The sequence below is a fragment of the Magnetospirillum sp. UT-4 genome (assembly GCF_902729435.1).
Taxonomy (GTDB): Bacteria; Pseudomonadota; Alphaproteobacteria; order Rhodospirillales; family Magnetospirillaceae; genus Magnetospirillum.
Map to the genome: position 1 here is coordinate 23,677 of NZ_LR746525.1, position 25,661 is coordinate 49,337.

25 protein-coding genes and 2 tRNA genes are annotated in these 25,661 nt (G+C 67.5%); 20 read left to right on the forward strand and 7 right to left on the reverse strand.

Translation table 11 applies throughout. The annotated features are described in order from the left end of the window. Window positions 1-260 precede the first annotated feature (260 nt). Complete coding sequence (locus MTBUT4_RS18295; protein ID WP_173981150.1) at window positions 261-914, reverse strand: protein-L-isoaspartate O-methyltransferase; 654 nt, start codon at window positions 912-914, stop codon at window positions 261-263. A 202-nt stretch (window positions 915-1,116) separates the two neighbouring features. On the opposite strand from MTBUT4_RS18295, the gene MTBUT4_RS18300 reads away from it, so the two are divergent. The 8 genes from MTBUT4_RS18300 (at window position 1,117) to MTBUT4_RS18335 (ending at window position 9,328) form a co-directional block, all read left to right on the forward strand. After that, window positions 1,117-1,190: transfer RNA gene (locus MTBUT4_RS18300), tRNA-Cys, on the forward strand. 74 nt (window positions 1,191-1,264) lie between these two features. Continuing rightward, a tRNA-Asn gene (locus MTBUT4_RS18305) sits at window positions 1,265-1,339 on the forward strand. 153 nt (window positions 1,340-1,492) lie between these two features. Then, window positions 1,493-3,136 carry a PAS domain S-box protein gene (locus tag MTBUT4_RS18310; RefSeq protein ID WP_173981151.1) on the forward strand — a complete coding sequence of 548 codons (1,644 nt, stop codon included), beginning with the start codon at window positions 1,493-1,495 and terminating at the stop codon, window positions 3,134-3,136. Between the two features lie 146 nt (window positions 3,137-3,282). Continuing rightward, the gene (locus MTBUT4_RS18315) at window positions 3,283-3,849 is read left to right on the forward strand and encodes a 2-oxoacid:acceptor oxidoreductase family protein (protein WP_173981152.1); all 567 of its coding nucleotides are present in this window, start codon (window positions 3,283-3,285) and stop codon (window positions 3,847-3,849) included. Beyond that, window positions 3,842-5,008 carry a pyruvate ferredoxin oxidoreductase gene (locus MTBUT4_RS18320; protein ID WP_173981153.1) on the forward strand — a complete coding sequence of 389 codons (1,167 nt, stop codon included), beginning with the start codon at window positions 3,842-3,844 and terminating at the stop codon, window positions 5,006-5,008. Before MTBUT4_RS18315 ends, MTBUT4_RS18320 begins: the two co-directional genes overlap by 8 nt. A 12-nt stretch (window positions 5,009-5,020) precedes the next feature. Continuing rightward, window positions 5,021-6,001, forward strand: coding sequence for a thiamine pyrophosphate-dependent enzyme (locus MTBUT4_RS18325; protein WP_173981154.1), 981 nt, complete (start codon window positions 5,021-5,023; stop codon window positions 5,999-6,001). Between the two features lie 16 nt (window positions 6,002-6,017). Next, complete coding sequence (locus tag MTBUT4_RS18330; protein ID WP_173981155.1) at window positions 6,018-7,721, forward strand: FAD-dependent oxidoreductase; 1,704 nt, start codon at window positions 6,018-6,020, stop codon at window positions 7,719-7,721. After that, window positions 7,688-9,328, forward strand: coding sequence for a tetratricopeptide repeat-containing serine protease family protein (locus tag MTBUT4_RS18335; RefSeq protein ID WP_173981156.1), 1,641 nt, complete (start codon window positions 7,688-7,690; stop codon window positions 9,326-9,328). Before MTBUT4_RS18330 ends, MTBUT4_RS18335 begins: the two co-directional genes overlap by 34 nt. Window positions 9,329-9,495: 167 nt before the next feature. On the opposite strand, the gene MTBUT4_RS18340 is transcribed toward MTBUT4_RS18335, so the two are convergent. The 3 genes from MTBUT4_RS18340 to MTBUT4_RS18350 all read right to left on the reverse strand — a co-directional run bounded on the left by MTBUT4_RS18340 (window position 9,496) and on the right by MTBUT4_RS18350 (window position 11,578). Continuing rightward, entirely contained in the window at window positions 9,496-9,945 is a 450-nt protein-coding gene (locus MTBUT4_RS18340; RefSeq protein ID WP_173981157.1) for a hypothetical protein, read from the reverse strand. A 92-nt stretch (window positions 9,946-10,037) separates the two neighbouring features. After that, entirely contained in the window at window positions 10,038-10,289 is a 252-nt protein-coding gene (locus tag MTBUT4_RS18345; protein ID WP_173981158.1) for a hypothetical protein, read from the reverse strand. A 74-nt stretch (window positions 10,290-10,363) separates the two neighbouring features. Beyond that, entirely contained in the window at window positions 10,364-11,578 is a 1,215-nt protein-coding gene (locus MTBUT4_RS18350) for an NnrS family protein (RefSeq protein WP_173981159.1), read from the reverse strand. Window positions 11,579-11,796: 218 nt separating this feature from the next. Between MTBUT4_RS18350 and nifB the strand changes: the two genes are divergently transcribed. The 7 genes from nifB (at window position 11,797) to MTBUT4_RS18385 (ending at window position 15,723) form a co-directional block, all read left to right on the forward strand. Beyond that, window positions 11,797-13,275, forward strand: a complete 1,479-nt coding sequence (gene nifB, locus MTBUT4_RS18355) for a nitrogenase cofactor biosynthesis protein NifB (RefSeq protein ID WP_173981160.1) — start codon at window positions 11,797-11,799, stop codon at window positions 13,273-13,275. Continuing rightward, window positions 13,230-13,481, forward strand: a complete 252-nt coding sequence (locus MTBUT4_RS18360; protein WP_173981161.1) for a 4Fe-4S dicluster domain-containing protein — start codon at window positions 13,230-13,232, stop codon at window positions 13,479-13,481. The genes nifB and MTBUT4_RS18360 overlap by 46 nt, the downstream gene beginning before the upstream one ends. Before the next feature lie 5 nt (window positions 13,482-13,486). Further along, complete coding sequence (locus tag MTBUT4_RS18365) at window positions 13,487-13,756, forward strand: nitrogen fixation protein NifZ (RefSeq protein ID WP_173981162.1); 270 nt, start codon at window positions 13,487-13,489, stop codon at window positions 13,754-13,756. Next, window positions 13,753-13,965, forward strand: coding sequence for a putative nitrogen fixation protein NifT (nifT, locus tag MTBUT4_RS18370; protein ID WP_173981163.1), 213 nt, complete (start codon window positions 13,753-13,755; stop codon window positions 13,963-13,965). Before MTBUT4_RS18365 ends, nifT begins: the two co-directional genes overlap by 4 nt. 4 nt (window positions 13,966-13,969) lie before the next feature. Then, on the forward strand, window positions 13,970-14,818 hold the full coding sequence (locus tag MTBUT4_RS18375) for an SIR2 family protein (RefSeq protein ID WP_173981164.1): 849 nt from the start codon (window positions 13,970-13,972) through the stop codon (window positions 14,816-14,818). A gap of 38 nt (window positions 14,819-14,856) precedes the next feature. Further along, window positions 14,857-15,237, forward strand: coding sequence for a 2Fe-2S iron-sulfur cluster-binding protein (locus tag MTBUT4_RS18380; protein WP_173981165.1), 381 nt, complete (start codon window positions 14,857-14,859; stop codon window positions 15,235-15,237). Between the two features lie 81 nt (window positions 15,238-15,318). Beyond that, a complete protein-coding gene (locus tag MTBUT4_RS18385; RefSeq protein ID WP_173981166.1) occupies window positions 15,319-15,723 on the forward strand; it encodes an ArsC/Spx/MgsR family protein in 405 nt (134 codons plus the stop codon). 71 nt (window positions 15,724-15,794) lie between these two features. On the opposite strand, the gene draG is transcribed toward MTBUT4_RS18385, so the two are convergent. Both draG and MTBUT4_RS18395 read right to left on the reverse strand, forming a co-directional pair. Next, on the reverse strand, window positions 15,795-16,688 hold the full coding sequence (draG, locus tag MTBUT4_RS18390; RefSeq protein ID WP_173981167.1) for an ADP-ribosyl-[dinitrogen reductase] hydrolase: 894 nt from the start codon (window positions 16,686-16,688) through the stop codon (window positions 15,795-15,797). 11 nt (window positions 16,689-16,699) lie between these two features. Next, on the reverse strand, window positions 16,700-17,533 hold the full coding sequence (locus MTBUT4_RS18395) for an NAD(+)--dinitrogen-reductase ADP-D-ribosyltransferase (protein WP_173981168.1): 834 nt from the start codon (window positions 17,531-17,533) through the stop codon (window positions 16,700-16,702). A 288-nt stretch (window positions 17,534-17,821) separates the two neighbouring features. Here MTBUT4_RS18395 and nifH point away from each other — a divergent pair, with 288 nt between their 5' ends. From nifH to nifK, 3 genes are all read left to right on the forward strand, one after another. Continuing rightward, window positions 17,822-18,709 (forward strand): nitrogenase iron protein, encoded by an 888-nt coding sequence (gene nifH, locus MTBUT4_RS18400; RefSeq protein WP_173981169.1) that lies wholly within the window; start codon window positions 17,822-17,824, stop codon window positions 18,707-18,709. Between the two features lie 101 nt (window positions 18,710-18,810). Continuing rightward, window positions 18,811-20,265, forward strand: a complete 1,455-nt coding sequence (gene nifD / locus MTBUT4_RS18405; protein WP_173981170.1) for a nitrogenase molybdenum-iron protein alpha chain — start codon at window positions 18,811-18,813, stop codon at window positions 20,263-20,265. A gap of 78 nt (window positions 20,266-20,343) precedes the next feature. Continuing rightward, window positions 20,344-21,876 carry a nitrogenase molybdenum-iron protein subunit beta gene (gene nifK, locus MTBUT4_RS18410; protein WP_173981171.1) on the forward strand — a complete coding sequence of 511 codons (1,533 nt, stop codon included), beginning with the start codon at window positions 20,344-20,346 and terminating at the stop codon, window positions 21,874-21,876. 159 nt (window positions 21,877-22,035) lie between these two features. On the opposite strand, the gene MTBUT4_RS18415 is transcribed toward nifK, so the two are convergent. Then, entirely contained in the window at window positions 22,036-22,407 is a 372-nt protein-coding gene (locus tag MTBUT4_RS18415) for a hypothetical protein (protein ID WP_173981172.1), read from the reverse strand. A gap of 406 nt (window positions 22,408-22,813) precedes the next feature. Between MTBUT4_RS18415 and MTBUT4_RS18420 the strand changes: the two genes are divergently transcribed. After that, window positions 22,814-24,577 (forward strand): PHA/PHB synthase family protein, encoded by a 1,764-nt coding sequence (locus MTBUT4_RS18420; protein WP_371738132.1) that lies wholly within the window; start codon window positions 22,814-22,816, stop codon window positions 24,575-24,577. Between the two features lie 66 nt (window positions 24,578-24,643). Next, window positions 24,644-24,913 carry a flagellar motor switch protein FliN gene (gene fliN, locus MTBUT4_RS18425; protein WP_173981174.1) on the forward strand — a complete coding sequence of 90 codons (270 nt, stop codon included), beginning with the start codon at window positions 24,644-24,646 and terminating at the stop codon, window positions 24,911-24,913. Window positions 24,914-25,661 lie beyond the last annotated feature (748 nt).

The window sequence follows — 25,661 nt, forward strand, 5'->3', positions numbered from 1 at the left end:
ACGGACTCATCCGACCGAAAGACTCTCCGGGAACAATAACTTCCCTGAACGAAAGATCAAGAAATATTCCTCAATATCCTGCCCGGAATGGCGGATACCGTTGCGAATTGGCAACAGCCTTATGGATAGCGCGAGTCATAGGCTCCGTGCGGGGTTGAAAAAATGAGGGCCGCGCGTTTGCCGCAGCGGCCCTCAATCAGGTTATTTACGAAGTCTTAACCGATCCGCCCGGACTGGGTACGTCATTGGTAAAACATTCGTTAAAATATGAACCCGGGCTTCGGCCGGAAGCCCGGCAGCAGCGGAGTGGCGCCGTCGAACACCACCGTCCGGCCGAACGTATCGCCCACCCGGGTTACCACGGTTCCCTTGCCGACCCCTTCCCGGTGGCTGACCACCGCCCCCAGCCGCCCCCCCTCGGCCAGTTGCCGGCAAAGATTGGGCGAAACCTCGCCGATGCCGCCGGCAAACAGGATCACCTGGTAGGGCGCCTGGGCGGGATAGCCCTGGTCCAGCGGTCCTTGGACCACCGCCGCATTGTCGACCTTGAGCTCGCCCAGGGCGTTGCCGGCCCGGGTCGCCCACTCGCCGTCGCATTCCAGGGACACCACGGTCTGCGCCAGGCGTGCCGTCACCGCCGTGACGTACCCGGTGGCGTCGCCGATGCAAAGCACCACGTCGGTGGGCGCGATCTCCACCGCGGCCACCAGCCGGGCCAGCACCAGCGGTTCGATCAGGAAGCGGCCGCCGCCGAGTTCCAGGTCCTCGTCGAGATAGGCGAAACTGCGCATCGCCTTGGGCAGGAAATGCTCGCGGGGAATTTCCGACAGAGCGCGGACGAGGCCGGGATCGAGGATCCGGTTCGTCCGGATCTGGCTTTCCACCATGTTGGCGCGGGCACGGGCGTAGTCCATCTGACGGCTCCCTCTGAATTCGTTGGCGGCCGGCATTTTCCGAGGCGGACGCAAACGCCTTATAACCCCAGGGCGGCACCGACTCAATGGCGCCCCCCGCGTGGTCCCGCAGCCGCGCAACATCGTCTTGACCGCGCCAGGCAAGCCGCGTATAAGCACGGTCCTCACGTCGGCCGCCGGCCGGGGCCGAGGGGCTGAAGTGGGCCGGGTGGCAGAGTGGTGATGCAGCGGACTGCAAATCCGCGTACGTCGGTTCAATTCCGGCCCCGGCCTCCAGCCACCGCACCCGAATGCCCGCGCCCGCGCGTGAGAACGCTTTCCATTCGGGTACGCGCTCCGTCGCGTCCTGATCCGGAGTAGCTCAGCGGTAGAGCAGCCGGCTGTTAACCGGCTGGTCGGGGGTTCGAATCCCTCCTCCGGAGCCAATGAGAATGGGGCGAAGTCCTTGCGACTTCGCCCCTTTTTCGCTTTTTTCCGGGCCTACTCACGTGGCGAAGACCGTCCGGTCATTGTGAATACGCCATGTTTCGTTCCCCCCATGGGCATCCCATCTTCGTTGCGACCCCGCAGGAGATGCCATGGCGGCTTATGTTCCCTACCTCGTCACCGCACTTACCGCCGCCCTGATCGGTCTGGCGGCCGGGCATTTCGGCGGCCGGTTCGATGCGGCACGGCGCCTGAGGCTGAGCGAGGAACGCACCCGCGCCATTCTCGGGGCCGCCGTGGACGGCATCATCACCATCGACGCGGGGGGCGCCATCCGCATGGTCAATCCGGCAGCGGAACGGATTTTCGGCTACCGGGCCGACGACTTGATCGGCCGGAACGTCTCGTTGCTGATGCCCTCGCCCGACCGCGAGCGCCACGACGGGTATATCGACAACTTCTGCCGCACCGGCGACGCCAAGGTCATCGGCATCGGTCGTGAGGTCCGCGGCCTGCGGCGCGACGGCACGGTCTTCCCCCTCGACCTCGCGGTGGGTGAAGGGCGTGTCGGCGGCGAGCGCGTCTTCTGCGGCATCGTCCGCGACATCACCGAGCGCAAGCGCCAGGAGGACGAGCTTCGGCACGCCTGCGAAACGGCCCGCGCGGCGAGCGCCGAGGCCGAACGCGCGAACGCCGCCAAGGCCAAGTTCCTTGCCGCCGCCAGCCACGATCTGCGCCAGCCGGTGCAGGCCATCCAGTTCTTCGCCTCGGTCCTGGCCGACAAGCTGCACGGCCAGGCAGCCCGCTCGGTGGCCGACGGCCTGACGCGATCGATCGACGGATTGACGGCGCTGCTCGATTCCATCCTTGACGTGTCGCGTCTGGATGCCGGCCTGGTGGCGCCAAAGAAGATCGATTTCTGTGTCGGCGCGGTCCTCGACCGGCTGCGCACCGACTTTGCCGCCGCTTCCCGCGACAAGGGGCTGAAACTGTGCGTCGTTCCGGCTTCGGCGGTGGTGCGCAGCGACCCGGCGCTGTTGTCGCGGATGCTGCAGAACCTGGTCGGCAACGCCCTCCGCTACACGTCGCGCGGGCGCATCCTGGTGGGCTGCCGGCGCCAGGGCGGCGCGCTGCGCATCGAGGTCTGGGACACCGGTATCGGCATCGCGCCGGACCGCACCCGCGAAATCTTCCAGGACTTCGTCCAGCTCGGGAATCCAGAACGCGACAGCGCCCGCGGCCTGGGCCTTGGCCTGGCGGTGGTCGATCGCCTTGCCCGCCTGCTGGGTCACGAGGTGGCGGTGGCGTCGACTCCGGGCCAGGGCTCGTGCTTCACCGTGCGGGTGCCGTACGTCGCCGCCGGACGGCAGGCGGCGCCGGAGGGGGCGCGCAGGGCCGGCGCCCCCAGCGGCATCATCGTGCTGATCGACGACGAACCGGCGGTGCTGACCGGACTTACCCTGGTGTTGCAGGGCTGGGGCTATCAGGTGGTGGCGGCGGGCTCCGAGGCCGAGGCGCTGGCCAAGCTGACCGCCCTGCCCGGCCAGCCCAGCATCATCGTCGCCGATTACCGCCTGCGCGAGGGCCGTACCGGCGCCGAGGCGGTGGCCCGCATCCGCGATCTCTACCGCACCGTCATTCCCAGCATCATCATCACCGGCGACACCGCGCCCGAACGCCTGCGCGAGGCGCAGGCCAGCGGCCTGGCCATCCTTCACAAGCCGGTGCAGCCGCCAGTACTGCGGGCGGTGCTGCAGGAGGCCCTGGCGCCGGCGAACCAGGCGACCCTGCACTAAGCCCACCCCGACGGGCGGCACCGCGGCCCCCCGCCCCATTAAGATTGCGCAATGAACCGGAATTCGGCCATTGCCGCCTAGCCAGCGGCCGGCCCCAGGCGTATCCTCCCTGGCACAAGGATGGATCACTCATCCGGAGGACCGCCATGATCGAAGTCCGGATCCACGGACGCGGCGGCCAGGGAAACGTCGTTGCTGCCTATCTACTGGCCACGGCAGCCTTCGAGACCGGCCGTCATTGTCAAGCCTTTCCCAGTTTCGGCGCCGAGCGCCGCGGCGCCCCTGTGACCGCGTTCGTGCGCATCGCCGATGTCCCCATCCGCCGCCGCTGCCAGGTGGCGGAGCCGGCCTTCCTGGTGGTGCAGGATTCCGGGCTGCTGCACATCCCGGCCACCGTCGACGGCTTGAAGCCGGGCGGCGGTGTGCTGGTCAATTCGCCGCTCAGTTCCGCGGACCTGTCGGCCGAATGCGGCCGGCCGACCATCGCCCTGCCGGCCACCGCCCTGGCCAGGGACATCATCGGCAAGCCGATGCCCAACGTCGCCTTGCTGGCCGCCTTCCTGACGCTTACCGGCATCCTGCCCACCGAGGCGCTGGCCAAGGCGCTGGCGCACCGGTTCAAGGGCGACATGCTGGAACGCAACACCAAGCTGATCGAGGCGGCGGCGGCGCTGGTCCCCGCCGGCGCCTGGCGGGAGACGGCCCATGCTTGAAGCCCTGGAAGGATCGCAGGCGATCGCGCGCGCCGTTGCGCTGTGCCGCCCCGGCGTGGTGGCGGCCTACCCCATCACGCCGCAGACCCACATCGTCGAGAACCTCTCCAAGCTGGTCGCCGACGGCCGGCTGGAGACTGAGCTGGTGAGCGTGGAAAGCGAGTTCTCCGCCGCCTCGGTGGCGCTCGGGGCCTCGGCCGCCGGGTCGCGTGCCTATACCGCCTCGTCGTCGCAGGGCATCCTGCTGATGGCCGAGGTGCTGTTCAACATCTCAGGCATGCGCCTGCCGGTGGTGCTGACCTGCGCCAACCGGGCCCTGGGCGCCCCCATCAACATCTGGAACGACCACGCCGATTCCATGGCGGTGCGCGATTGCGGCTGGATCCAGCTGCACTGCGCCAACAACCAGGAAGCGGTGGACACTTCGATCCAGGCCTTCCGCATCGCCGAAGCGACCGAGTTGCCGGTGATGGTCTGCGTCGACGGCTTCGTGCTGACCCACACCCTGGAAACGCTGGAGATGCCGGACCAGAAGCTGGTGGATGCATACCTGCCGCCGTTCCGCTTCAGCCGCATGCTCGACCCCAAGCACCCGCTGTCGCTGGGCACCCTGGTGGGGCCGGAATACTTCGCCGAGACCCGCCAGGCCCACCACCGGGCGCTGCTCGATTCGGTCGGCGCCATCCTTGAGGCCGACCGGGCCTGGCAGGCCGCCACCGGGCGGTCCTGCGGCGGGCTGCTGACCGTCGAAGGGCCCGAGGATGCCCGCATCGGCGTGCTCGCCATGGGCTCGCTGGTCTCGACCTTCGAGGAGGCCATGGAGGTGCTGCCCGGGCGCAAGAAGGCCAAGCTGATCAAGCTGCGCGCCTTCCGCCCCTTCCCGGACGAGGCGCTGCGCCACGTCTGCGAGGGGCTGACCGACCTGGTGGTGGTGGACCGGGCGATCTCCACCGGCTTCGGCGGCGTCCTCGGCGGCGAGGTGCGTTCGGCGCTGCTGGAAATGAAGAAGGCGCCGAAGGTCCACAACGTCGCCCTCGGCCTCGGCGGCCGCGACGTGCCCATGGAGATGTGGCCCCGCCTGCTGGCGGTGCCCAAGGAGGTGGAGGGCTTCCGCATCCTCGACCTCGACCCGGCCAAGCTGGAACCGGCCGACCTTTAGGGAGACCTCGCCATGACCGAGCCTGCGTCGCTTCGCTCCCGCCAGCCCCGCTTCCGCGGCCTCGAGGCCGGCCATCGCGCCTGCCAGGGCTGCGGCGAGGCGCTGGCCGCCCGTCTGGTCACCGAATCGGCCGGCCCCGACGTCATCCTGACCAACGCCACCGGCTGCCTCGAGGTGTTCACCACCCCGTGGCCGCAATCGGCGTGGCGGGTGCCGTGGCTGCATTCCCTGTTCGAGAACTCGGCTGCCATCGCCTCGGGGGTCGAGGCGGCGCTGAAGGCCCAGGGCCGGCGCACCAAGGTGATCGCCATGGGCGGCGACGGCGGCACCTTCGACATCGGCTTCCAGGCCCTGTCCGGCATGCTCGAGCGCATGCACAACGTGCTCTATGTCTGCTACGACAATGAAGCCTACATGAATACCGGCATCCAGCGGTCGAGCTCGACCCCGCATGCGGCCATGACCACCACCTCGCCGCCGGGCAAGAACCGCATGGGCAAGCGGCACATGAAGAAGGACCTGCTGTCCATCATCGCCGCCCACCACGTCCCCTATGCCGCCAGCGCCTCGGTGGCCTATCCCCAGGACCTGCGGCGCAAGGTGCGCCGGGCCATGGAGATCGAGGGGCCGACCTTCCTGCTGGTGCACAGCCCCTGCCCGCTCGGCTGGGGCCACGACGGCACCCTGAGCATCGAGATCGCCCGCCTGGGGGTGCAGACCGGCCTGTTCCCGCTGATCGAGCTTGAACGCGGCGAGGTCGCCTCGGTCATGCCCATCCGCAACCCGGTGCCGGTGGTGGAATACCTCAAGCGCCAGGGCCGCTTCCGCCACCTGTTCTCGGACGGCGACCATCGGGCGCGCGAGGAGCGCGAGCACCTGCAGGCGCTGGCCGACTACAATATCGAGCGCTACGGCCTGAAGGGCGACGGCGACGACCCGCTCGACACCGACGGCGCCGACACCGTGCGCCGCGGCGGCCCGGCGCGGACCTGAAGCGAGGGAGGAGAGCATGCCTGTCACCATGACCCGCGGCGCCTTCGCCCTTCCCGGCACGTCGCTTGCCTTCAAGACCGGAACCTGGCGCAACACCAGGCCGATCCACACCCATGCCGCCGCCCCCTGCCACGGCGCCTGCCCGGCCGGCGAGGACCAGCAGGAATGGCTGGCCCGCCTGCAGGAGGGCCGCCCGCGCGAGGCGTGGGAAGCCCTTGTCGCCATGAACCCGATGCCGGCGGTGACCGGCCGGGTCTGCCCGCATCCGTGCGAAAGCGCCTGCAACCGCGGCCAGTACGATTCCCCCATCGCCATCCACGGCATCGAGCGCTGGCTGGGCGACGAGGCGATCCGCCACAACTGGGCCTATCCGCTGCTCGACGTCCCCGTGCGCTCGCAGCGGGTCGCCGTGGTCGGCGCCGGCCCCGCCGGCCTGTCGGCCGCCTATCACCTGCTCCGGCGCCGCTACAACGTGGTGCTGTTCGATGCCATGCCCGAGGCGGGCGGCCTGCTGCGCTCGGCCATCCCGCCGACCCGCCTGCCGCGCGACGTGGTGGACAAGGAGCTGGGCCGCATCCTGGCGCTGGGGATCGAATTCCGGCCGCGCACCGCCTTGGGCCGCGACGTCTCGCTGGACCAGCTGCGGTCGGAGTTCGACGCCGTGTTCCTGGGCGTCGGCGCCGGCAAGAGCCGCCACTGGGACGTGGACGGCGCCGTTCCCGCCGACCTGCACGAGGGTCTGGGAATGCTGAAGGAATGGCTGGTGGTGGGCGCCCTGCCCACCCCCAACGCGGTGGTCATCCACGGCGGCGGCAACACCGCCGTCGATCTGGCCCGGGTGATGCGCCGCGCCGGCGTCAAGGACGTGCACGTGGTCACCGCCTCGGGCCTGCCCGGCCCCGACACCGAGCCCGACGACGTGCTGAACGTGGTCCCGCGCGAGCTGGAGCAGGCCGTCGAGGAAGGCGTGGTCTTCCACCCCCACCGCACCATCAACCGCCTGATCATGCGCGGCTCGAAGGTGGTCGGCGTCGAGATGGTGCGCCTGAAGAAGCTGCCCGACGGCCGCGGCCGCAAGAGCCGCGTCTCGTTCGAGGGCACCGAGACGGTGCTGCACGTGGACATGGTGGTGCCGGCCATCGGCGAGGTGGTCGATCCCACCGGCATGGAATCGGTGCTGCATGGCAAGGACTACATCAAGACCGACCGCTTCGGCCGCATCGACGGCCAGGCCGGGCTGTTCGCCGGCGGCGACGCCCGCGACTGGCTGAAGGGCCTGACCGGGGGCACCGTCAGCGCCGCCATCGGTGACGGCCGCCGCGCCGCCGAGGCCATCGACGCCCTGCTGTCGGGGCGCGAGGCCGTCGAGCCGGTGCGCCCGCCCATCCGCTACGACCGCCTGAACCTGGCCTATTACGAAAACCGTCCGCGCATCCCCCTGCCCACCCTCGAGCTGGAGAAGCGCAACGATACCGACGAGATCGAGGGCGGTCCCAGCGGCGCCCAGGCGCTGGCCGAAGCCAACCGCTGCTTCTCGTGCGGCAATTGTCTGGCCTGCGACAATTGCTGGACCCTTTGTCCGGATAATGCCGTGGTGAAGACGACGGAGCTTGCCTCGGACGGCAGCCATTACGTATTTGATTACGACTACTGCAAAGGCTGCGGTCTGTGTGCAAAGGAGTGCCCGTGCGGCTATATCGACATGGTTCCCGACGAGTAATCCCGGCCGCGGCCTTCGCCGCCCTGCTGCTGGCGGCGGCGCCGGTCCTGGCGGGGGTGGCCGAAGGGGAAACCGCCTTCGCCCGCCGCGACTGGGCGACCGCGCTGAAGGAGCTGCAGCCCCACGCCGAATCCGGCCATGTCGGCGCCATGTCGCGGGTCGGCCACATCTACCTGAACGGCTTCGGCGTGCCGGCCGACCCGGCCAAGGCGCTGCCGCTGCTCACCCAGGCGGCCGAAAAGGGCGACGCGCTGGCCCAGAACACCCTGGGCGGGCTTTATTTCCAGGGCCGTGGCGTGGCCAAGGACATGGACCGCGCCCTGCTGTGGATCAGCCGCGCCGCCGACCAGAACCAGCCCAACGCGCTGAACAATCTGGGCCAGTTCCACTACCTCGGCACCGGCCTGCCCAAGGACGAGGCCAAGGGCCTGACCTATCTGCGCCGCGCCGCCGATCTCGGCATCTCGGCCGCCATGGAAACCATCGGCATCGCCCACTGGCACGGGCGCGGCGTGCCCCAGGACCGCGCCACCGCGGTGACTTGGCTGAAGAAGGCGGCCGAACGCGGCCACATGGTGTCGCAGAACCTTTACGGCGCCGCCCTGTGGAACGGCGACGGCACCGCCCGCAACCCGGGCGAGGCGGTGAAGTGGTTCGAGCGCTCCGGCATGCAGGGTGACGCCCCCTCGCTGTTCAATGCCGGCGTCGCCCATTTCAGCGGCACCGGAGTGCCCAAGGATGCCGAAAAGGCCTATGTCCACCTGGTCCTCGCCGAGCGCCTGGCCAAGCCGAACCAGAAGCAGCAATTCGCCGACTACCGCGACAAGATTCGCGCCACCCTTTCGCCCGAGCAGGAACAGCGGGCCATGAAGCAGGTGGCGGCGTGGAAGCCGGTCAAGGGCACCCCGGTGGAGGCGGGCGCCGAACCCGCCGCGGCGGCCGGACCGGCGGCACCGCAGCCCGCCCCGCCGCGGCCGAAGAACGGCGCCGGGTCCGGCTTCGTCGTCGCCCGCGATGGCACCGTGCTGACCAATTCCCATGTGGTGCAGTCGTGCCGCAACATCCGCGTCGTGGTCGAGGGCGGCACCTCGCAGGCCGCCTCGGTGATCGCCCGCGACGCCGCGACCGACCTGGCCGCCCTCAAGACCTCGCTGGTTCCGGCCGAGGTGGCGCGATTCCGCGAGGACAAGCCCCTGCGCTCGGGTGACAGCGTGGTCGCCGTCGGCTATCCCCTGTCCAGCCTGCTGTCGCGCGAGCCCAACGTCACCGCCGGCGTGATCAGCGCCATGGCCGGCGTGCGCGGCGACGTGCGGCACTACCAGCTCACTGCCCCCATCCAGCGCGGCAATTCCGGCGGCCCGGTGGCCGATATGAGCGGCAACGTGATCGGTGTCGTGGTATCGACCCTGAACGCCCAGAGCGTCGCCGAGAAGACCGGCGCCATTCCGCAGAACGTCAACTTCGCCATCAAGGCCCAATTGGCGCGCAAGTTCCTGAGCGACAACGGTATCCCGTTCCAGACCGCGCCCTCGACGGCGACGCTGTCCCCCGCCGATGTCGGCGACCTGATCCGCAAGGTGACCGTCTTCGTGGAATGCGAGGGGTAGGCACCATTGCGCTGACTTGGCCGGAGCTTCGTCTCATTCGGGCCTCATCCTGAGGAGGCCGCGCCAGCGGCCGTCTCGAAGGATCAGGCCCGCCGCACCCTTCGAGACGAGCGCTGCGCGCTCTCCTCAGGATGAGGCTACTGTTACGCAGTAGCGTGTATGGAGCTTTACCTGGCGTTCAGCCGCAGATCGACGTCGCCGCTGCGGCTGGTCGCCCGCAGCGGGCGCGGGCGGTCGGGGGCGAGGTCGTACTTGACGTCCTCGGCATAGGCCCTGCCGGCCGAGCGGCTTTCATCCACCAGGGCGCCCAGCACCGCGATGCCGCCGGTGGCCATCATGAACGCGGTATTGCCCCAGATCCAGCCGTCGGCGGTGGCGTCGAGGGTGTAGGAAGTACGGCGGAACCCGGCGGCGCTGCAGGTCACCGTGACCGGTGCCGCCGCGGTGGGGATGGTCAGCGTGGCCGGGGTGCGCACCGAAGCGGCATAGCCGTCATACCCCTTCAGGTCGCATTGGGCATTGTCGGGGCTGGTGCGGATCTGCACCTCGGATTCGGTCGAGCCGATCACCGACGCGCAAGCCGAGAGGCCGGCCGTCGCCGCGAGCCCAAAAGCCATCGCCAGCCAGCGTCCGGCCATTTCCCCCTGCCCCTCCGAAGATAGTCGGCAACTATCCCAAAGGGGGCCGGCCGCTGGCAAGCAATAAGAACTCACATCACCGCGACGGCGGCCCCCGCCACCGCTTCCGGCACCGGGTCGTAGGCGACCACCCAGTAGCCGCCGGACTTGTGCCAGCGCGCGGTCAGGTAGTCCGACGTCGCCTCGCGGTCGCCGCCGATGTGGACCAGGGCCGCCTCCAGCGCCTCCTCGGCACTGTCGGCCACCTTGTCGAGAACTTCGGTGATGCGGAACGGGCGGCTGGCCGTTCCCGGCAGGGTGGTCTGAATGACGACGAGAGGCATGGTCCGACAAAGCTCCCCGGCTGAACGTTGACGGCCCCCTTGGTAACGGCCCCGCCTTGCCGCCAGGTTAATCCTCAGCCCGGCCGCCCATCAGCGCGCGGCCGTGTCACGATCGGGACGTACACCACGGCGAACAGGACCCAGCCCAGCGCCCACAGGCCACCGCCGGCATGGGTGAGAGCCGTCGTCGCCGCCTCGGCGAAGCCGGCGGCCACCCGCAGCAGGGCGCCGAGGCTGACCAGGACGTAGGCCGCAACCGTCCACCGCGACACCACCAGCATCCGCCCGGAATGGCCCAGCGCCGCCCGGCTCATGACGCCGATGATCATGGTGGCGATGGAGCCGGCGGTCAGCGCGTGGAGGGCGGCGGTCTCGGGTACCGCCGCGGTGAAGCTCGAGGCCCCCAGCAGGGCCAGCCCGGCCACCAGCCACAGATAGCCCAGATGCAGCACCCACAGGATGGGATTGGACAGGGTCCGCCAGCCGCGCCAGCGCGCCAGCCGCAGCAGATGGATCGCGGCGGCGGCCAGCAGCACCGCTCCGGCCGCCGCCGAGCCCGGCAGCAGCGCCGCCAGCACCGTCGCCGCCGCCACCGACCCCACCGCGCTCCCCTTCTCGATCCAGCCGATGCCGATGATCTCGCGCGCATCGCCCTGCATCCGCAACCAGGTCTGGGTGAAGGCGGGAACGACGCGGCCGCCGACCAGGGCGATCATCACCAGCACCACCGCGATGCCCAGGCGGATCGCCGCCAGCCCGTCGCCCGCCCCGAGGACGAAGTCGATGTGCACGGCGGCGTTGGACAGGAAGAACAGCGCCAGGATGACCAGGAACACCATGTTGCGCGGCTTGCCGGCGCGGACCAGCGGACCGCCGACCAGAACCCCCAGCAGCGGCAGATACGCCAGGTCCGCCGCCGCCACCAGCCAGGGCGGCAGATGTCCGGCCAGGACGAAGGCCAGCCGGCCGGCCAGCCACAGGGCCGACAGCAGCATCAGCGGCCGCCCCGCCACCGGCGCCGAGCCGGTCCAGTTGGGCACCGCCGTCAGCAGGAAGCCGCCCACCGCCGCCCCGGCGAAACCGAACACCATCTCGTGGCCGTGCCACAGCATGGCGGCGAAGGGCAGGCCCAGATCGACGCCGCCGGAATGAACCGCCAGCCACAGCGGCAGCATCAGCGCGCCATGCAGGGCGGCGGCCAGGAACAGCGGCCGGAAGCCGGCGGCGAAGAAGGCGGGTCCGGCGGCAGCGCCGCCGCCTTTGGGCTCGTTCAGGGGAATGGTCGCCATCGTCATCCTCGCATGGGTTGCCGGCGCCACAGTGGAAGGGCAGCCGGATGGCGACCTTGATGGCAATCAAGGCTTGTCGCAACTGCGACAGGGCGTCGGACTCCCGACAGCGCCGCGCCGCCATGCTTTCGCGCAAACCCTAGGCGATCCGCCATTTCCCTGTCTTGGCACGCGCCTTGCTGAACCCAGGTCAGTCGATTGTGACGCGGAGGCCGCAGATGAGCAGCAACGTCATCCCCCTCAGCAGCATCCGGGCCAAGGCCCAGATGGCCGAGGCCGCGCCCAAGCCAGCCGGCGGCTGCAGCGCCTCGTCCTGCGGCAGCTCGAAGGGAGCCGGCGACATGCCGGCCCACATCTGGGAGAAGATCAAGGACCATCCCTGCTACAGCGAGGAGGCCCACCACTACTTCGCCCGCATGCACGTGGCCGTGGCCCCCGCCTGCAACATCCAGTGCAACTACTGCAACCGCAAGTACGATTGCGCCAACGAATCCCGTCCCGGCGTCACCAGCGAACGCCTGACCCCCGAGCAGGCGGCGCTGAAGGTGGCGGCGGTGGCGGCGCGGGTGCCGCAGCTGTCGGTGCTGGGCATCGCCGGCCCCGGTGATTCCATGTTCGACTGGAAGAAGACCTTCGAGACCTTCCGCGCCGTCGAGAAGCGGCTGCCGGACCTCAAGTTCTGCGTCTCCACCAACGGGCTGTCGCTGCCCGACCAGGTCGAACGGCTGGCCCAGCACAACATCGACCACGTCACCATCACCATCAACATGGTCGATCCCGAGGTCGGCACCGGCATCTATCCGTGGATCTATTTCAACGGGCGGCGCTACACCGGCCTCGACGCCTCGAAGATCCTGCACGAGCGCCAGATGGAAGGGCTCGAGGGGCTGACCGCCAAGGGCATCCTGGTCAAGGTCAACTCGGTGATGATCCCGGGCGTCAACGACCAGCACCTGATCGCCGTCAACGAGGCGATCAAGGCCCGCGGCGCCTTCCTGCACAACGTCATGCCGCTGATCTCGGCGCCCGAGCACGGCACCTGGTTCGGCCTCAACGGCCAGCGCGGGCCCAAGCCCATGGAGCTGAAGGAGCTGCAGGACAAGCTGGCCGGCGGCGCCAACCTGATGCGCCATTGCCGCCAGTGCCGCGCCGATGCGGTGGGCATGCTGGGCGAGGATTTGTCGCAGGACTTCACCATGGACAAGATCGACGCCGACGCCGCCTACGACCCGGAAGCGCGCCGGCTCTACCGCGAGGTGGTCGAGCGCGAGCGCGCCGATCATCGCCAGGCCGCCGAGGCGGCCGAGGCCGAACTGTCGGCCGCCGCCCCCGCCCCGGCCCAGCTGGTCGCGGTCTGCACCAAGGGCGGCGGGCGCATCAACCAGCATTTCGGCCACGCCACCGAGTTCCAGATCTACGAGGTGGATCGGGACGGCGTGCGCTTCGTCGGCCACCGCAAGGTGGAAAACTACTGCAAGGGCGGCTACGGCGACGACGACGCCCTGGAAGACAGCGTGATTCCGGCGCTGGAGGGCATCGCGGCGGTGTTCGTGTCCAAGATCGGCTCGTGCCCCAAGCGTGACCTTGCCAAGGCCGGCATCGCCGCCATCGACGCCTACCCCTTCGAATACATCGAAACCGCCGTCGCCGGTTGGTTCGCCGAGGCCTTCGGCGCCGAGCGGCGCGACCTCGCCTGACACAAGGAGCAACTGCCATGGCCATGCAAATCGACGCTTCCACCTGCACCGCTTGCGGCGCCTGCGAATTCGAGTGCCCGACCGCCTCGATCTCCATGAAGGGCGACATCTACATCATCAAGGCCAGCTCGTGCACCGAGTGCGACGGCGATCCGGCCAAGTGCGTCGCTGTGTGCCCGGTCGACGACTGCATCACCCAGGTGTGACCGCCATGAACCAGGAAGCCGCCAGCGAACTCTACGAGGACCCGGCCTTCGAGCCCGGCGACAAGGTCCGGGCCGTCCGCGCCGTGCGCAACGACGGCACCTATCCCGGGGTTGCGGTGGGCGGCTTCCTGATCGAGGGCGGCGACGTCGGCTACGTCAAGTCGGTCGGCACCTACCTCAACCGCTTCTACGTCTACGCCATCGACTTCGTCGATCGCGGTGTCCTGGTCGGCATGCGCCGCCATGAACTCGAACTGCTGGAGGCCGCGCCATGAAGGTGATGCTGCGAAAAGTCGCCGATTACTACGAGATCTATGTTCCCAAGAAGGACCTCGAGGAACGGATCGTCGAGATGGAAGGCGATTCGCCCTGGGGCGGCATCATCAAGATCTCCAACGGCTGGACGTTCCAGATGCCGGACATGCCGGCCGATACGCCGCTGCCCATCACCGTCGATGCCCGCAAGCTGGGCGGCGAGGATTAGGGCCATGTCCGCCCCCACCCTTGCCGAGATCGCCGCGAAAGTGGCGGCGGGCGACCTCATCCCCTATCTCGGACCCGAGGTGCTGACCCTCGGCGCCGAGGAGCCGCCGGTGCCGACCGGCGCCAGGGCGCTGGCCCACCTGCTGTCGGCGCGCTCGGCGGTGCCGGGGCGCATCCGCAACAATCTGTGGCACGCCGCCCAGTACATCGAAAGCTTCAAGCACCGGGTCACCGTCGATCGGCTGATGGCCGACATCTTCAAGCCGGTGCCGGCGCCCAACCACCTGCACCGCTGGCTGGCCTCGCTGCCCCACTGCCCGCTGATCGTCGACACCTGGTACGACGGCGCCATGCGCGCCGCCCTGGCCGAGCGCTCGGATTGGGGGTCGATCCACGGTGCCTCCAAGGCCCGCCGCACCCACGACGTGCCCTGGACCCGCGCCTTCGACCCCGCCGGCACCGAATGCGAGGTGGCCGCCGCCACCGCGTGGACCACCCTGCTGTACAAGCCCCACGGGGCGGCCCAGCCCGATGGCGACGTGCTGGTGTCGGATTCCGACTATGTCGAGGTGCTGACCGAGATCGACATCCAGACGCCCATCCCCGATACCGTTCGGGAGCGGCGGACTGGGCGCGGCTTCCTGTTCCTGGGATGCCGCTTCTACGACCAGATCCTGCGCACCTTCGCCCGCTCGATCATGCGGCGTTCGGGGGGATCGCACTTCGCGGTGGTGCCCGATGACCTGACGCCCAACGAAGCCAAGTTCCTCGCCAGCGAGGGAATCACCCCGCTCGTCATGCCCCTGCCCGAGGCCTGCCTCGCGCTGACCGGGACGACGGCGGAAGCAGCCTGACCAACGACCAGACCAAGAAGAGAGGGGGTTTTTCCACCATGGCCAACATCACCTTCAGCGGGCCTGCCCTGCCCAAGGACATCACCGTCTATGCGGTGGCCGACACCGGCACCCTGCTGGCCCTCGCCAAGAAGCACGAGGTGCCGATTCCGTTCCAGTGCCAGGACGGCGAGTGCGGCTCCTGCCTGATCAAGGTGACCCATCTCGGCACCAACAAGCCCAAGGCCATCACGCTGACCGAGAAGGAAAAGCTGACCTTGTCGGTGAACGGCAAGCTGACCAAGGAGATCCTGCAAAAGGTCGAGAATGACGACCTGCCGCCGCCCTACCGGCTGGCCTGCCAGTACCTGGTGCAGGACGAGGACATCCTGGTGGAATTCACCGGCGAGCCCGGCGTCGAGATCGATCTGCGGCGATAAGGTGGCGGAAGCGACCGCAGATCGACGAAGGGGCGCCCCATCTTTGGATGGGCGCCCCTTCCACTTTCACGGGAGAGCTTGATGGCACTGGTGATCTTCTACGAAAAGCCCGGCTGCGGCGGCAATGCCCGCCAGAAAAAGGCCATGGAGGAGTCCGGCCACCAGGTGGTGGCCTGCGACCTGCTGTCGGAACCCTGGACCGCCGACAGCCTGATGGCGTTCCTGGACCCGCTGCCCCCCGCCCAATGGTTCAACCGCGCCCACCCCCGCATCAAGGCCGGCGAGGTGCAACCCGAGACTTTCACCGCCGAGGCCGCCCTCGCCCTGCTGCTGGCCGAGCCGCTGTTCATCCGCCGGCCGCTGCTGCAGGTTGGCGATGCCCGCCGGGTCGGCTGGGACGAGGCGGCGGTCGAGGCCTGGATCGGGCTGAAGGGGGCCGATGTCGGCGAGGGCTGTCCGAAAAACGACGGCCACACCTGCCCTTAGAGCCGGATGCTATCAGGTTGAATCGCGAGGCGATCCAACCTGATAGCTGAATCCGCCTCTAAATCAATAAATTAGAGGGTCTTCAAGCTCTCGGCCAAGGCCAGCAGGCCGCACACCTGCTCACCGATTTCCTTGCTCACCTTTTTGTCGAGCTTCTTCAGCCAAGCATCTGGAATCTCTTGGACTCCATAGAGGCTGCCGGCCAACATCCCGGCCAGGGCGCCGGTGGTGTCGGCGTCGCCGCCCTGGTTCACCGTGTCGATCACGCAGGTCCGGTACGAATCGGTGATGAAGAAGAAGTGCATCACCGTCTGGACGGTATCGACGATATAGGCCGAGCACTGGCCGCGATACGGTTCGAACTTGAACGAGCGGTGCTTTTCCACCAGCGCCTTGGCGATCTCGCGGGCGCCCTTGACGCCCTCGCCCAGGACCAGCGCGTGCACCATGCGGCCGAAGGCCAGGGTGGCGTCGTCCGACAGCGGGTGATGGTGGGTGATGCGGGCCTGGGCCAGTGCCCATTCCTCGAACAGGTCGGGACGCCACACCGTCGCCAGGGCGACCGGCAGGATGCGCATGGCGGCGCCGTTGCCGGCATCGCCGTCGCAGAACAGGCCCTGGGTGGTGCCGTGGGTGATGTAGCGGCGGATGCCGCGGCGGCAGGTGTTGCCCACGTCCAGCGGCCCGCCCTTCAGCCAGGCGGCGAATTCATCGCAGATGTCGTTGAGGTCGAAGCCGCCGCTGCGCACCAGCGAGCGGCCGATGGCCAGCGACATCTCGGTGTCGTCGGTGACCTGCCCGGGGGCCAGGTGCAGCCAGCCGCCGCCGATCATCTTGCGGTGCTGGCCGTATTTTCCTTCGATCTCGCGCTTGGTCATGAACTCGACGGTGGCGCCCAGCGCATCGCCGACGGCCAGCCCCAGAAAGGCCCCCAGCGTGCGTTCCTCGACAGTCGGTCCGGTCATGCTCAGCCCTTTCAGAAATAGCTGGCGGTCACGCGGTAGTCGCCGCCGACCACCAGGTACTCGCCCTCGCCCTTCAGGGGATGGATGGGCAACAGGGTGTTGAAGAAGACGATCTTCACCGTCGGCACCTCGGCGGTGACGATGGTGTCGCCGAAGCAGTCGGCAACCTCGCGATCCGATGAAAACGAGGCCAGGTTGTTGATGCGCATCACCACGCTCTTCTTGTCGATGCGCTGGACGATCTGGTGCTCGTCGAAGGAATTGGTGCCGCGGAACAGCGTCAGGTGGCTGGCGCCCGGCGCGGCGAAGCGCGCCAGCGCCCATTGGCAGAATTCGTACACCATGTCGAGCTGGGTATAGATGGAGTTGTTGTGGAAGCGGCTCGACATCTTCTCTTCCACGTAGGCCGCCCAGTCCGAGTTGCCGAGGCGGTCCAGCACCGCCTTGTGGTAGGTGGGAAACAGGCCGAAGCGGCTTTCCACCCAGCCCTTCAGCACCGCCCCCTCGGGCCCGTTGGAATCGTAGCCCCACCCTTTGAGCAGGCGCAGGAACGACGACCGGTAGCGACGCCGCGTCACCCCCTTCTCGGCGGCGGCGGCACGCTCCTTTTCCATCTGCTCGGGATCGATGCCGAACATGGCCATCATGTACTTGTAGAAGGCGTCGCCGGCCTCATCCAGGCTTTCGGCCTGGGACAGCATCTCGAACAGATTGCGGTTCATCTCGCGCGCGCCCGAGATGTGCAGTTCGACGGGGTAGTCGTTGAAGCAGGCGCTGCCCAACAGATCGGTGGGCAGGCCCACCAGATTGGTGGAATGGCCGAAACGCCGTTGTGACTGCGACACGCCCGCTATCCCCCTGCGTAATGCCCTGGCATATATGCAAGAAGCATGCCCCAAGGAAGAGGGCCTGGACGCCCGCTAATCCCCTTGTTCTGTGTGGGTTCGGACAGATTGTCGGATTCCCAACAGCCGCCCAAAGTTTGGGCACGTGCCCGCACTCCCATGCCAACCTATTGTTTTGCCTGGATTTGCACGCTGCACACGCGATTGGCACGGCAGTTGCGTGGGGTGGGCCGTGGTGGAGGCCCGGCCTTCGCCGAAAATTTCGGAAGGCAAGAAAGGAACGCACACATGGCTCGGCAAATCGCTTTCTACGGCAAGGGCGGCATCGGCAAGTCGACGACCTCCCAGAACACCCTCGCCGCCCTGGTCGAGATGGACCAGAAGATCCTGATCGTCGGCTGCGACCCCAAGGCCGACTCGACCCGCCTGATCCTCAACACCAAGATGCAGGACACCGTGCTGCATCTGGCCGCCAAGGCCGGCTCGGTCGAGGACCTCGAGCTCGAGGACGTGATGAAGATCGGCTACAAGGGCATCATGTGCACCGAGGCCGGCGGCCCCGAGCCGGGTGTCGGCTGCGCCGGCCGCGGCGTCATCACCGCCATCAACTTCCTGGAAGAGAACGGTGCCTATGACGGCATCGACTACGTCTCCTACGACGTGCTGGGCGACGTGGTGTGCGGCGGCTTCGCCATGCCCATCCGCGAGAACAAGGCCCAGGAAATCTACATCGTCATGTCGGGCGAGATGATGGCGCTCTATGCCGCCAACAACATCTCCAAGGGCATTCTGAAGTATGCCGGTTCCGGCGGCGTCCGCCTGGGCGGCCTGATCTGCAACGAGCGCCAGACCGACCGCGAGCTGGATCTGGCCGAGAGCCTGGCCAAGCGCCTCAACACCCAGCTGATCCACTTCGTGCCGCGCGACAACGTCGTCCAGCACGCCGAGCTGCGCCGTCAGACGGTGATCCAGTACAACCCGGACTGCCAGCAGGCCCAGGAGTACCGCTCGCTCGCCACCAAGATCCATGCCAATGGCGGCAAGGGCACCATCCCGACCCCGATCACCATGGAGGAGCTCGAGGACATGCTGCTCGAGTTCGGCATCATGAAGACCGACGAGCAGGCCCTGGCCGAGCTCGAGGCCAAGGAAAAGTCGCTCTGCAGCGCCGGCTGAGACACCGGTAGCCAAGGGGCAAGCCTTCCGCCCGCCGCCGGCCGCTCGCCGGCCGGCGGAACCGGGCGGGACCGGACGAGTTCTAGACAAGGAGATGGGGCATGAGCCTCGAGACCAATGACGCTGCCTTCCACGAGGCCCTCATCAAGGAGGTCCTGGAGCAGTATCCCGAAAAGTCGCAGAAGAAGCGCGCCCGCCACCTGAGTGTCATCAAGACCGACGAGGCGGCCGGGTCGTCCTCCTGTGGCGTGAAGTCCAACATCAAGTCGGTTCCCGGCGTCATGACCATCCGCGGCTGCGCCTATGCCGGCTCGAAGGGCGTGGTGTGGGGTCCGGTCAAGGACATGCTCCATATCAGCCACGGCCCGGTCGGCTGCGGCCACTACTCCTGGTCCCAGCGCCGCAACTACTTCACCGGCACCGTCGGCATCGACAGCTTCGTCACCATGCAGGTGACCTCTGATTTCCAGGAACGCGACATCGTCTTCGGCGGCGACAAGAACCTGGAAAAGATGATCGACGAGCTGGACGGCCTGTTCCCGCTGAACAACGGCATCTCGATCCAGTCGGAATGCCCGATCGGCCTGATCGGCGACGACATCGAGGCGGTGGCCAAGAAGAAGGCCAAGGACATCGGCAAGACCGTGGTCCCCGTCCGCTGCGAAGGCTTCCGCGGCGTCTCCCAGTCGCTGGGCCACCACATCGCCAACGACGCCATCCGGGACTGGGTCTTCGACAAGACCAAGCCCGAGTGGGAGACCGGCCCCTACGACGTCAACCTGATCGCCGACTACAACATCGGCGGCGATGCCTGGCCGAGCCGCAAGCTGCTGGAAGAGATGGGCCTCAGGGTCATCGGTTCCTGGTCCGGCGACGCCACCCTGGCCGAGATGGAGCGCGCCCCGAAGGCCAAGCTCAATCTCATCCACTGCTACCGCTCGATGAACTACATCTGCCGCCACATGGAAGAGAAGTATTCCATTCCGTGGGTGGAGTACAACTTCTTCGGGCCGACCCAGATCGCCGAATCCCTGCGCAAGATCGCCGCGCAGTTCGACGACAAGATCAAGGAAGGCGCCGAGAAGGTCATCGCCAAGTACCAGCCCCTGGTCGATGCCGTGGTCGCCAAGTACAAGCCCCGGCTGGAAGGCAAGAAGGTCATGCTGTACGTGGGCGGCCTGCGCCCCCGTCACGTCGCCACCGCCTATGACGACCTGGGTATGAACATCGTCGGCTCCGGCTATGAATTCGGCCACAACGACGACTACCAGCGCACCACCCATTACCTCAAGGACGGCACGCTGATCTACGACGACGTCACCGGCTACGAGCTGGAGAAGTTCATCGAGAAGATCCGCCCCGACCTGGTGGGATCCGGCATCAAGGAGAAGTACGCCACCCAGAAGATGGGCGTGCCCTTCCGCCAGATGCACTCGTGGGACTATTCCGGCCCCTATCATGGCTATGACGGCTTCGCCATCTTCGCCCGTGACATGGACATGGCCGTGAACAGCCCCGTGTGGAGCAAGTTCAAGGCTCCCTGGAAGGCCGCGTAAAGCCTATTTCGGATCATTTTCCCTCCCCGCGTGTCGCCCAAAAATCGGGGGCGCGGGGAGGATTTAAGGAGAACTGCCATGCCGCAGAGCGCCGACAACGTCAAGGACCACATTTCCTTGTTCAAGGAGCCCGAGTACCAGGAGCTCTTTGCCAACAAGAAGGCCAATTTCGAGTGCCGTCCCTCCGACGAGGCGGTCGCCGCCCAGGCCGATTACACCAAGACCTGGGAATACCGCGAGAAGAACTTCGCCCGTGAGGCGACCACCATCAACCCGGCCAAGGCCTGCCAGCCGCTGGGTGCGGTCTTCGCCGCCGCCGGCTTCGAGGAGACCCTGCCCTACGTGCACGGCTCCCAGGGCTGCGTCGCCTACTTCCGCTCGCACCTCGCCCGCCACTTCAAGGAAGCGGTCGCCTGCGTGTCGGATTCCATGACCGAAGACGCGGCGGTGTTCGGCGGCCTCAACAACATCGTCGAAGGCCTGCAGAACGCCTACTCGCTCTACAAGCCCAAGATGATCGCCGTCTCCACCACCTGCATGGCGGAAGTCATCGGCGACGACCTGTCGGCCTTCATCGCCGGCGCCAAGGAGAAGGGCTCGGTTCCGGCCGACTTCCCGGTTCCCTTCGCCCACACCCCCTCGTTCGTCGGCAGCCACACCACCGGCTACGACAACCAGATCAAGGGCATCCTGCAGTACTTCTGGGACCGCGAGAGCGGTGAGCTGAAGGGCACGCCGGGCACCAAGCTCAACGTCCTGCCGGGCTTCGACGGCTATGCGGTCGCCAACAACCGCGAGATCAAGCGCTACCTGGACGCCATGGGCGTGGAATACACCTTCATCGGCGACGTGTCGGACGTGTTCGACACCCCCTCGGACGGCACCTACCGCATGTATGACGGCGGCACCAAGCTGGACGACGTGCGCGCCGCCATCAACGCCAAGGGCACCATCAGCCTGCAGGAATTCTGCTCGCAGAAGACCCTTGAATACGTCGCGGGCAAGGGTCAGACCGTTGCCGCCCTCAACTACCCCATGGGCATCGGCGGCACCGACTCCTTCCTGATGAAGGTCGCCGAGCTGAGCGGCAAGGCGATCCCCGAAAGCATCGAGAAGGAGCGCGGCCGCCTGGTCGATGCCATCACCGACAGCCAGGCCTGGCTGCACGGCAAGAAGTTCGCCGTCTTCGGCGATCCCGACTTCGTGCTGGGCATGACCGCCTTCCTGCTGGAGATGGGCTGCGAGCCGACCCACGTGCTGTGCACCAACGCCGGTAAGGAATGGGAAGCCAAGGCCAAGGAACTGCTGGCCTCGTCGCCCTTCGGCGCCTCGGGCCAGGTGTGGGCCGGCAAGGATCTGTGGCACATGCGCTCGCTGCTGTTCACCGAGCCGGCCGACTACCTGATCGGCAATTCCATGGGCAAGTACCTCGAGAAGGATTGCGGCATCCCGCTGATCCGCCTGACCTTCCCGATCTTCGACCGGCACCACCACCACCGCTTCCCCACCCTGGGCTACCAGGGGGCGCTGCGCGTGCTCACCGAGATCCTGGACCGCATCTTCGAGACCACCGACGATGCCTCCGACATCTCCTTCGACCTGACCCGCTGACCGTCGGGGCGATCAGGTCAACACTGGCCCCGGGGCGGAAACGCCCCGGGGTTTTTTTTCATCCTGGATTGTTGGGGACCGGACGGCGCGGCGGCGTCGCCGATCGGCAACAAAAAAGCCGGGCTGAACCCGGCGGCGGCGGAAGACGGGAGGCGGAGTTCAGTACAGGTAGTTCAGCACGCTGCCCGGGCGAACGGTGCCGGGAGTGGTGATGCGCATGTTGTTCTCGTACGTGCCGACGCCGCGCATGACCATGTCGAGGAAGGCACCGCCGCCCGAGGAGGCGCTCTGCCCATCATCGACCTCGTCCACCCTGAAGCCGTTGGTGGCGCGGATGATGAAGGGCGTGGCCTTCTGCTCGGGCTCGCGGCGTTCCGAGAAGTCGAAACTCCGCTCCTCGTCGTAGCGGAACAGACGGTTGTCGTTGATTCCGATCTGCGGCGAGAAGCCGGCTTCCTCCAGGGCCCCCACATTCACCGAGGCGACGTTGCGCCCGCCCGAGGCCGGACGCGCGGTGGCTGCCGCGGTCATTCCTGGGGTCGCTAACGCCGACACTCTGTTGGTGTTCAGGGCCATGGTTCTCTCGGACTCTGGGTGTCGTGGATACTCGACACCTACTTTATGCCATGGTCAGAATACTCCTTCGCGTCCGTCAAATCCACCTGAATCGCCCGCCACGGCGGAATCCGCGCCGTCGCGAAGATGTCATCTCGCACCTGCAAAATGACCGTACCGTCAGGGGCTTGGCCTCGCTTATACTGCCCGCGCGAGTAGGTCACCTCGAAGGGGATTGGGAATGAACGAAATCCGCACCCCGCGCCGCCCCCGGCCCAAGGCCGCCGCAGCCCCGGAAACCGCGCCGCCGCCGCATCGGCTGCCCGAGCCCGACGAAGTCAACGCCCACGCCGCCCCGCGCCACCCCAAGCCGATCCACCCGATGGTGGCGCTGCCGCCGGCCGGCGACGGCTTCCGCCCGCCCTTCCCCATCTTCACCGAAAGCACCGACCGCCTGATGCACGCCTTCCAGGGCCGCTTCACCATGGCGCTGTCGCCGGCCTCGCTGTTGCTGGCCTACCTCGACTGGGCGGTGCATCTGGCCAATTCCCCCGGCAAGCTGGGCGAGATGGCCCAGAACGCCGCCGCCAAGGCGCTGCCGCTGGCCCGCTACACGGTCGATTCCATGCTGGGCCGCTCCGACCCCGACCCCTTCGTGCCGCTGGCCCAGGATTCCCGCTTCTCCAGCCCGGAATGGCAGAAGTTCCCCTACAACGTCCTCAGCCAGGGTTTCCTCTATACCGAGCAGTGGTGGCACTACGCCACCACCAACGTCCGCGGCGTCGGCAAGCATCGCCAGCAGGTGGTCGAGTTCGCCGCCCGCCAGTTGCTCGACATGCTGTCGCCGGCCAACTTCCCATTCCTCAACCCCGACGTGCTCAAGGCCACCGTCGAGCAGAACGGCGACAATCTGGTGCGCGGGGTGAAGAACCTGTCCGACGATCTCATGCGCACCTGGACCGGGCGCGACTACGCCCCCGACGAGCGCTACCAGGTCGGCAAGGGCGTCGCCTGCACCCCGGGCAAGGTGGTGTTCCGCAACAAGCTGATCGAGCTGATCCAGTACGCGCCCGCCACCGACAAGGTCCACGCCGAGCCGATCCTGATCGTGCCGGCATGGATCATGAAGTACTACATCCTCGATCTGTCGCCGCACAATTCCATGATCCGCTGGCTGGTCGGGCAGGGCCACACCGTCTTCGTCATCTCGTGGAAGAATCCGGGCGCCGAGGACCGCGACATGGGCATGGCCGATTACCGCCGGCTGGGGGTGATGGCCGCCATCGACGCCATCAACGCCGTCGTCCCCCACAAGAAGATCCACGGCGTCGGCTATTGCCTGGGCGGCACGCTGCTGTCGGTGGCGGCCTCGGCCATGGCGCGGGACGGCGACAACCGGCTGGCCTCCATGACCCTGCTGGCGGCCCAGACCGATTTCGAGGATGCCGGCGAGATCATGCTGTTCATCGACGAAAGCCAGGTCACCTACCTGGAGGACGTCATGTGGGACATGGGCTATCTCGACACCAAGCAGATGGCCGGCGCCTTCCAGATGCTGCGCTCCAACGACCTGGTGTGGTCGCGCATGGTCCGCCACTATTTCCTGGGCGAGAGCGAGCATTCCAACGATCTGATGGCGTGGAACTCGGACGCCACCCGCATGCCCTACAAGATGCACACCGAGTATCTGCGCCGGCTGTTCCTCAACAACATGCTGGCCAAGGGCCGCTATACCGTCGAGGGCCGCCCCATCGCGCTGACCGACATCCGCGTTCCCATCTGCGCCGTGGGCACCACCAAGGACCACGTGGCGCCGTGGAAGTCGGTCTACAAGATCGGCATCCTGACCGACACCGAGGTCACCTTCATCCTGTGCAACGGCGGCCACAACGCCGGCATCGTCTCGGAGCCCGGACATCGGGGACGCTCGTACCAGATCGCCACCCGCGCCGATGCCGACAAGTACGTGGATCCCGACACCTGGGCGGCGGTGACGCCCAGGCAGGAGGGCTCGTGGTGGGAGCCGTGGCGGGAATGGCTGGTCAAGCATTCCTCGGGCACCACCGCGCCGCCCGCCCTGGGCGCGCCCGAGCGCGGCTACCCGCCCCTGGCCGAGGCGCCGGGCTATTACGTGCTGATGGCGTAACGCCGCCTTAACCATTTCCCGCCCCTAATGGCGAATCAGTCAATCGAGGTCGGGGAGCGGTATACCATGGGCGACGATTCGATGGTCGGCAGCCGCCAGTCCGAGGCGGTCTACGACGTCTCGGTGGAGTGCTACGCCGTTCTCGGCACCGCCAACCTGCCCATCGCGCAGCTCCTCAAGCTGGGCCGCGGCGCCGTGGTGGAGCTGGACCGCAAGGTCAACGATCCGGTCGATCTCTACGTCAACCGCAAGCGCATCGCCAAGGCCGAGGTGGTGGTGGTCGAGGACCACCTGGCGGTCACCGTCACCGAAGTGCTGAAGCGCGCGGCGGATTGAGACCAACGGCCGGAATTCATCCATGGGAACACGGATGACACGGATTCCGGCTTCGCCGGACGCCGATGAACACGAATTTCAAACCTTTGGCGCGCAAGACGCGTTTCCCCCCCATCCGTGACATCCGTGTGCCCGCGGAGCGGGTGTCCGTGTCCATCCGTGTTGCTGGCCTCGGTGACAGCCGCGCGCCGCGCATGGCGTTCAGGACTCCGCTCCCGGAATTCACCGGGCGCCTTGCGGACCCACGTGGATACGCGGGTCAAGCCCACGGCTGTCCGGTTTAATTTTCGGATTGCCTTCTGGAGCCCTTGGTGACGGCTGCGTCCAGGGTGACGCTGGCCGAAGTAGACAGGATTATCCTCGCCCGCTTGCGGGAGAGGGAGGGGCCCGTCGCGACAGCGACGGGAGGGAGAGGGTGCGCGCCGCGAGGTGCGCTTCGCGACAGCGAAAGCGCTGGTTTCTCCAGGTCTTGGGCGCGCCGACGCGCGCCGCCCTCACCCCGGCTCGCTGGCGCTCGCCCCCCTCTCCCGCAAGCGGGCGAGGGGGGCAATTGCCAGCCGAAATTTAAACCGGACAGCCGTGGATCAAGTCCGGGCATGACGGCAATGGGTATGAGGACGCCAAACAGGCGTTTTCCACAGGCTGCTGATCCCCCCTACTCCTTGCCCGGCTTCAGCGCCTTCGGCGCCCAGGCCTTGACCGCAACCGGCCGGCCGGTCTGCGAGCGCATCACCCTGGGCCGCGCCAC

Excerpts from the sequence above, each read along its gene's own strand:
- MTBUT4_RS18325 (WP_173981154.1), top strand. The coding sequence starts at position 5,021 with ATGACCGAGCCTGCGTCGCTTCGCTCCCGCCAGCCCCGCTTCCGCGGC.
- draG (WP_173981167.1), bottom strand. The coding sequence starts at position 16,688 with ATGACCGGACCGACTGTCGAGGAACGCACGCTGGGGGCCTTTCTGGGG.
- MTBUT4_RS18385 (WP_173981166.1), top strand. The coding sequence starts at position 15,319 with ATGGCACTGGTGATCTTCTACGAAAAGCCCGGCTGCGGCGGCAATGCC.
- MTBUT4_RS18380 (WP_173981165.1), top strand. The coding sequence starts at position 14,857 with ATGGCCAACATCACCTTCAGCGGGCCTGCCCTGCCCAAGGACATCACC.
- nifT (WP_173981163.1), top strand. The coding sequence starts at position 13,753 with ATGAAGGTGATGCTGCGAAAAGTCGCCGATTACTACGAGATCTATGTT.
- MTBUT4_RS18415 (WP_173981172.1), bottom strand. The coding sequence starts at position 22,407 with ATGACCGCGGCAGCCACCGCGCGTCCGGCCTCGGGCGGGCGCAACGTC.
- MTBUT4_RS18315 (WP_173981152.1), top strand. The coding sequence starts at position 3,283 with ATGATCGAAGTCCGGATCCACGGACGCGGCGGCCAGGGAAACGTCGTT.
- MTBUT4_RS18420 (WP_371738132.1), top strand. The coding sequence starts at position 22,814 with ATGGTGGCGCTGCCGCCGGCCGGCGACGGCTTCCGCCCGCCCTTCCCC.
- MTBUT4_RS18310 (WP_173981151.1), top strand. The coding sequence starts at position 1,493 with ATGGCGGCTTATGTTCCCTACCTCGTCACCGCACTTACCGCCGCCCTG.
- MTBUT4_RS18345 (WP_173981158.1), bottom strand. The coding sequence starts at position 10,289 with ATGCCTCTCGTCGTCATTCAGACCACCCTGCCGGGAACGGCCAGCCGC.
- MTBUT4_RS18365 (WP_173981162.1), top strand. The coding sequence starts at position 13,487 with ATGAACCAGGAAGCCGCCAGCGAACTCTACGAGGACCCGGCCTTCGAG.
- MTBUT4_RS18295 (WP_173981150.1), bottom strand. The coding sequence starts at position 914 with ATGGACTACGCCCGTGCCCGCGCCAACATGGTGGAAAGCCAGATCCGG.
- MTBUT4_RS18350 (WP_173981159.1), bottom strand. The coding sequence starts at position 11,578 with ATGGCGACCATTCCCCTGAACGAGCCCAAAGGCGGCGGCGCTGCCGCC.
- nifB (WP_173981160.1), top strand. The coding sequence starts at position 11,797 with ATGAGCAGCAACGTCATCCCCCTCAGCAGCATCCGGGCCAAGGCCCAG.
- nifD (WP_173981170.1), top strand. The coding sequence starts at position 18,811 with ATGAGCCTCGAGACCAATGACGCTGCCTTCCACGAGGCCCTCATCAAG.
- nifH (WP_173981169.1), top strand. The coding sequence starts at position 17,822 with ATGGCTCGGCAAATCGCTTTCTACGGCAAGGGCGGCATCGGCAAGTCG.
- MTBUT4_RS18375 (WP_173981164.1), top strand. The coding sequence starts at position 13,970 with ATGTCCGCCCCCACCCTTGCCGAGATCGCCGCGAAAGTGGCGGCGGGC.
- nifK (WP_173981171.1), top strand. The coding sequence starts at position 20,344 with ATGCCGCAGAGCGCCGACAACGTCAAGGACCACATTTCCTTGTTCAAG.
- fliN (WP_173981174.1), top strand. The coding sequence starts at position 24,644 with ATGGGCGACGATTCGATGGTCGGCAGCCGCCAGTCCGAGGCGGTCTAC.
- MTBUT4_RS18320 (WP_173981153.1), top strand. The coding sequence starts at position 3,842 with ATGCTTGAAGCCCTGGAAGGATCGCAGGCGATCGCGCGCGCCGTTGCG.
- MTBUT4_RS18340 (WP_173981157.1), bottom strand. The coding sequence starts at position 9,945 with ATGGCTTTTGGGCTCGCGGCGACGGCCGGCCTCTCGGCTTGCGCGTCG.
- MTBUT4_RS18330 (WP_173981155.1), top strand. The coding sequence starts at position 6,018 with ATGCCTGTCACCATGACCCGCGGCGCCTTCGCCCTTCCCGGCACGTCG.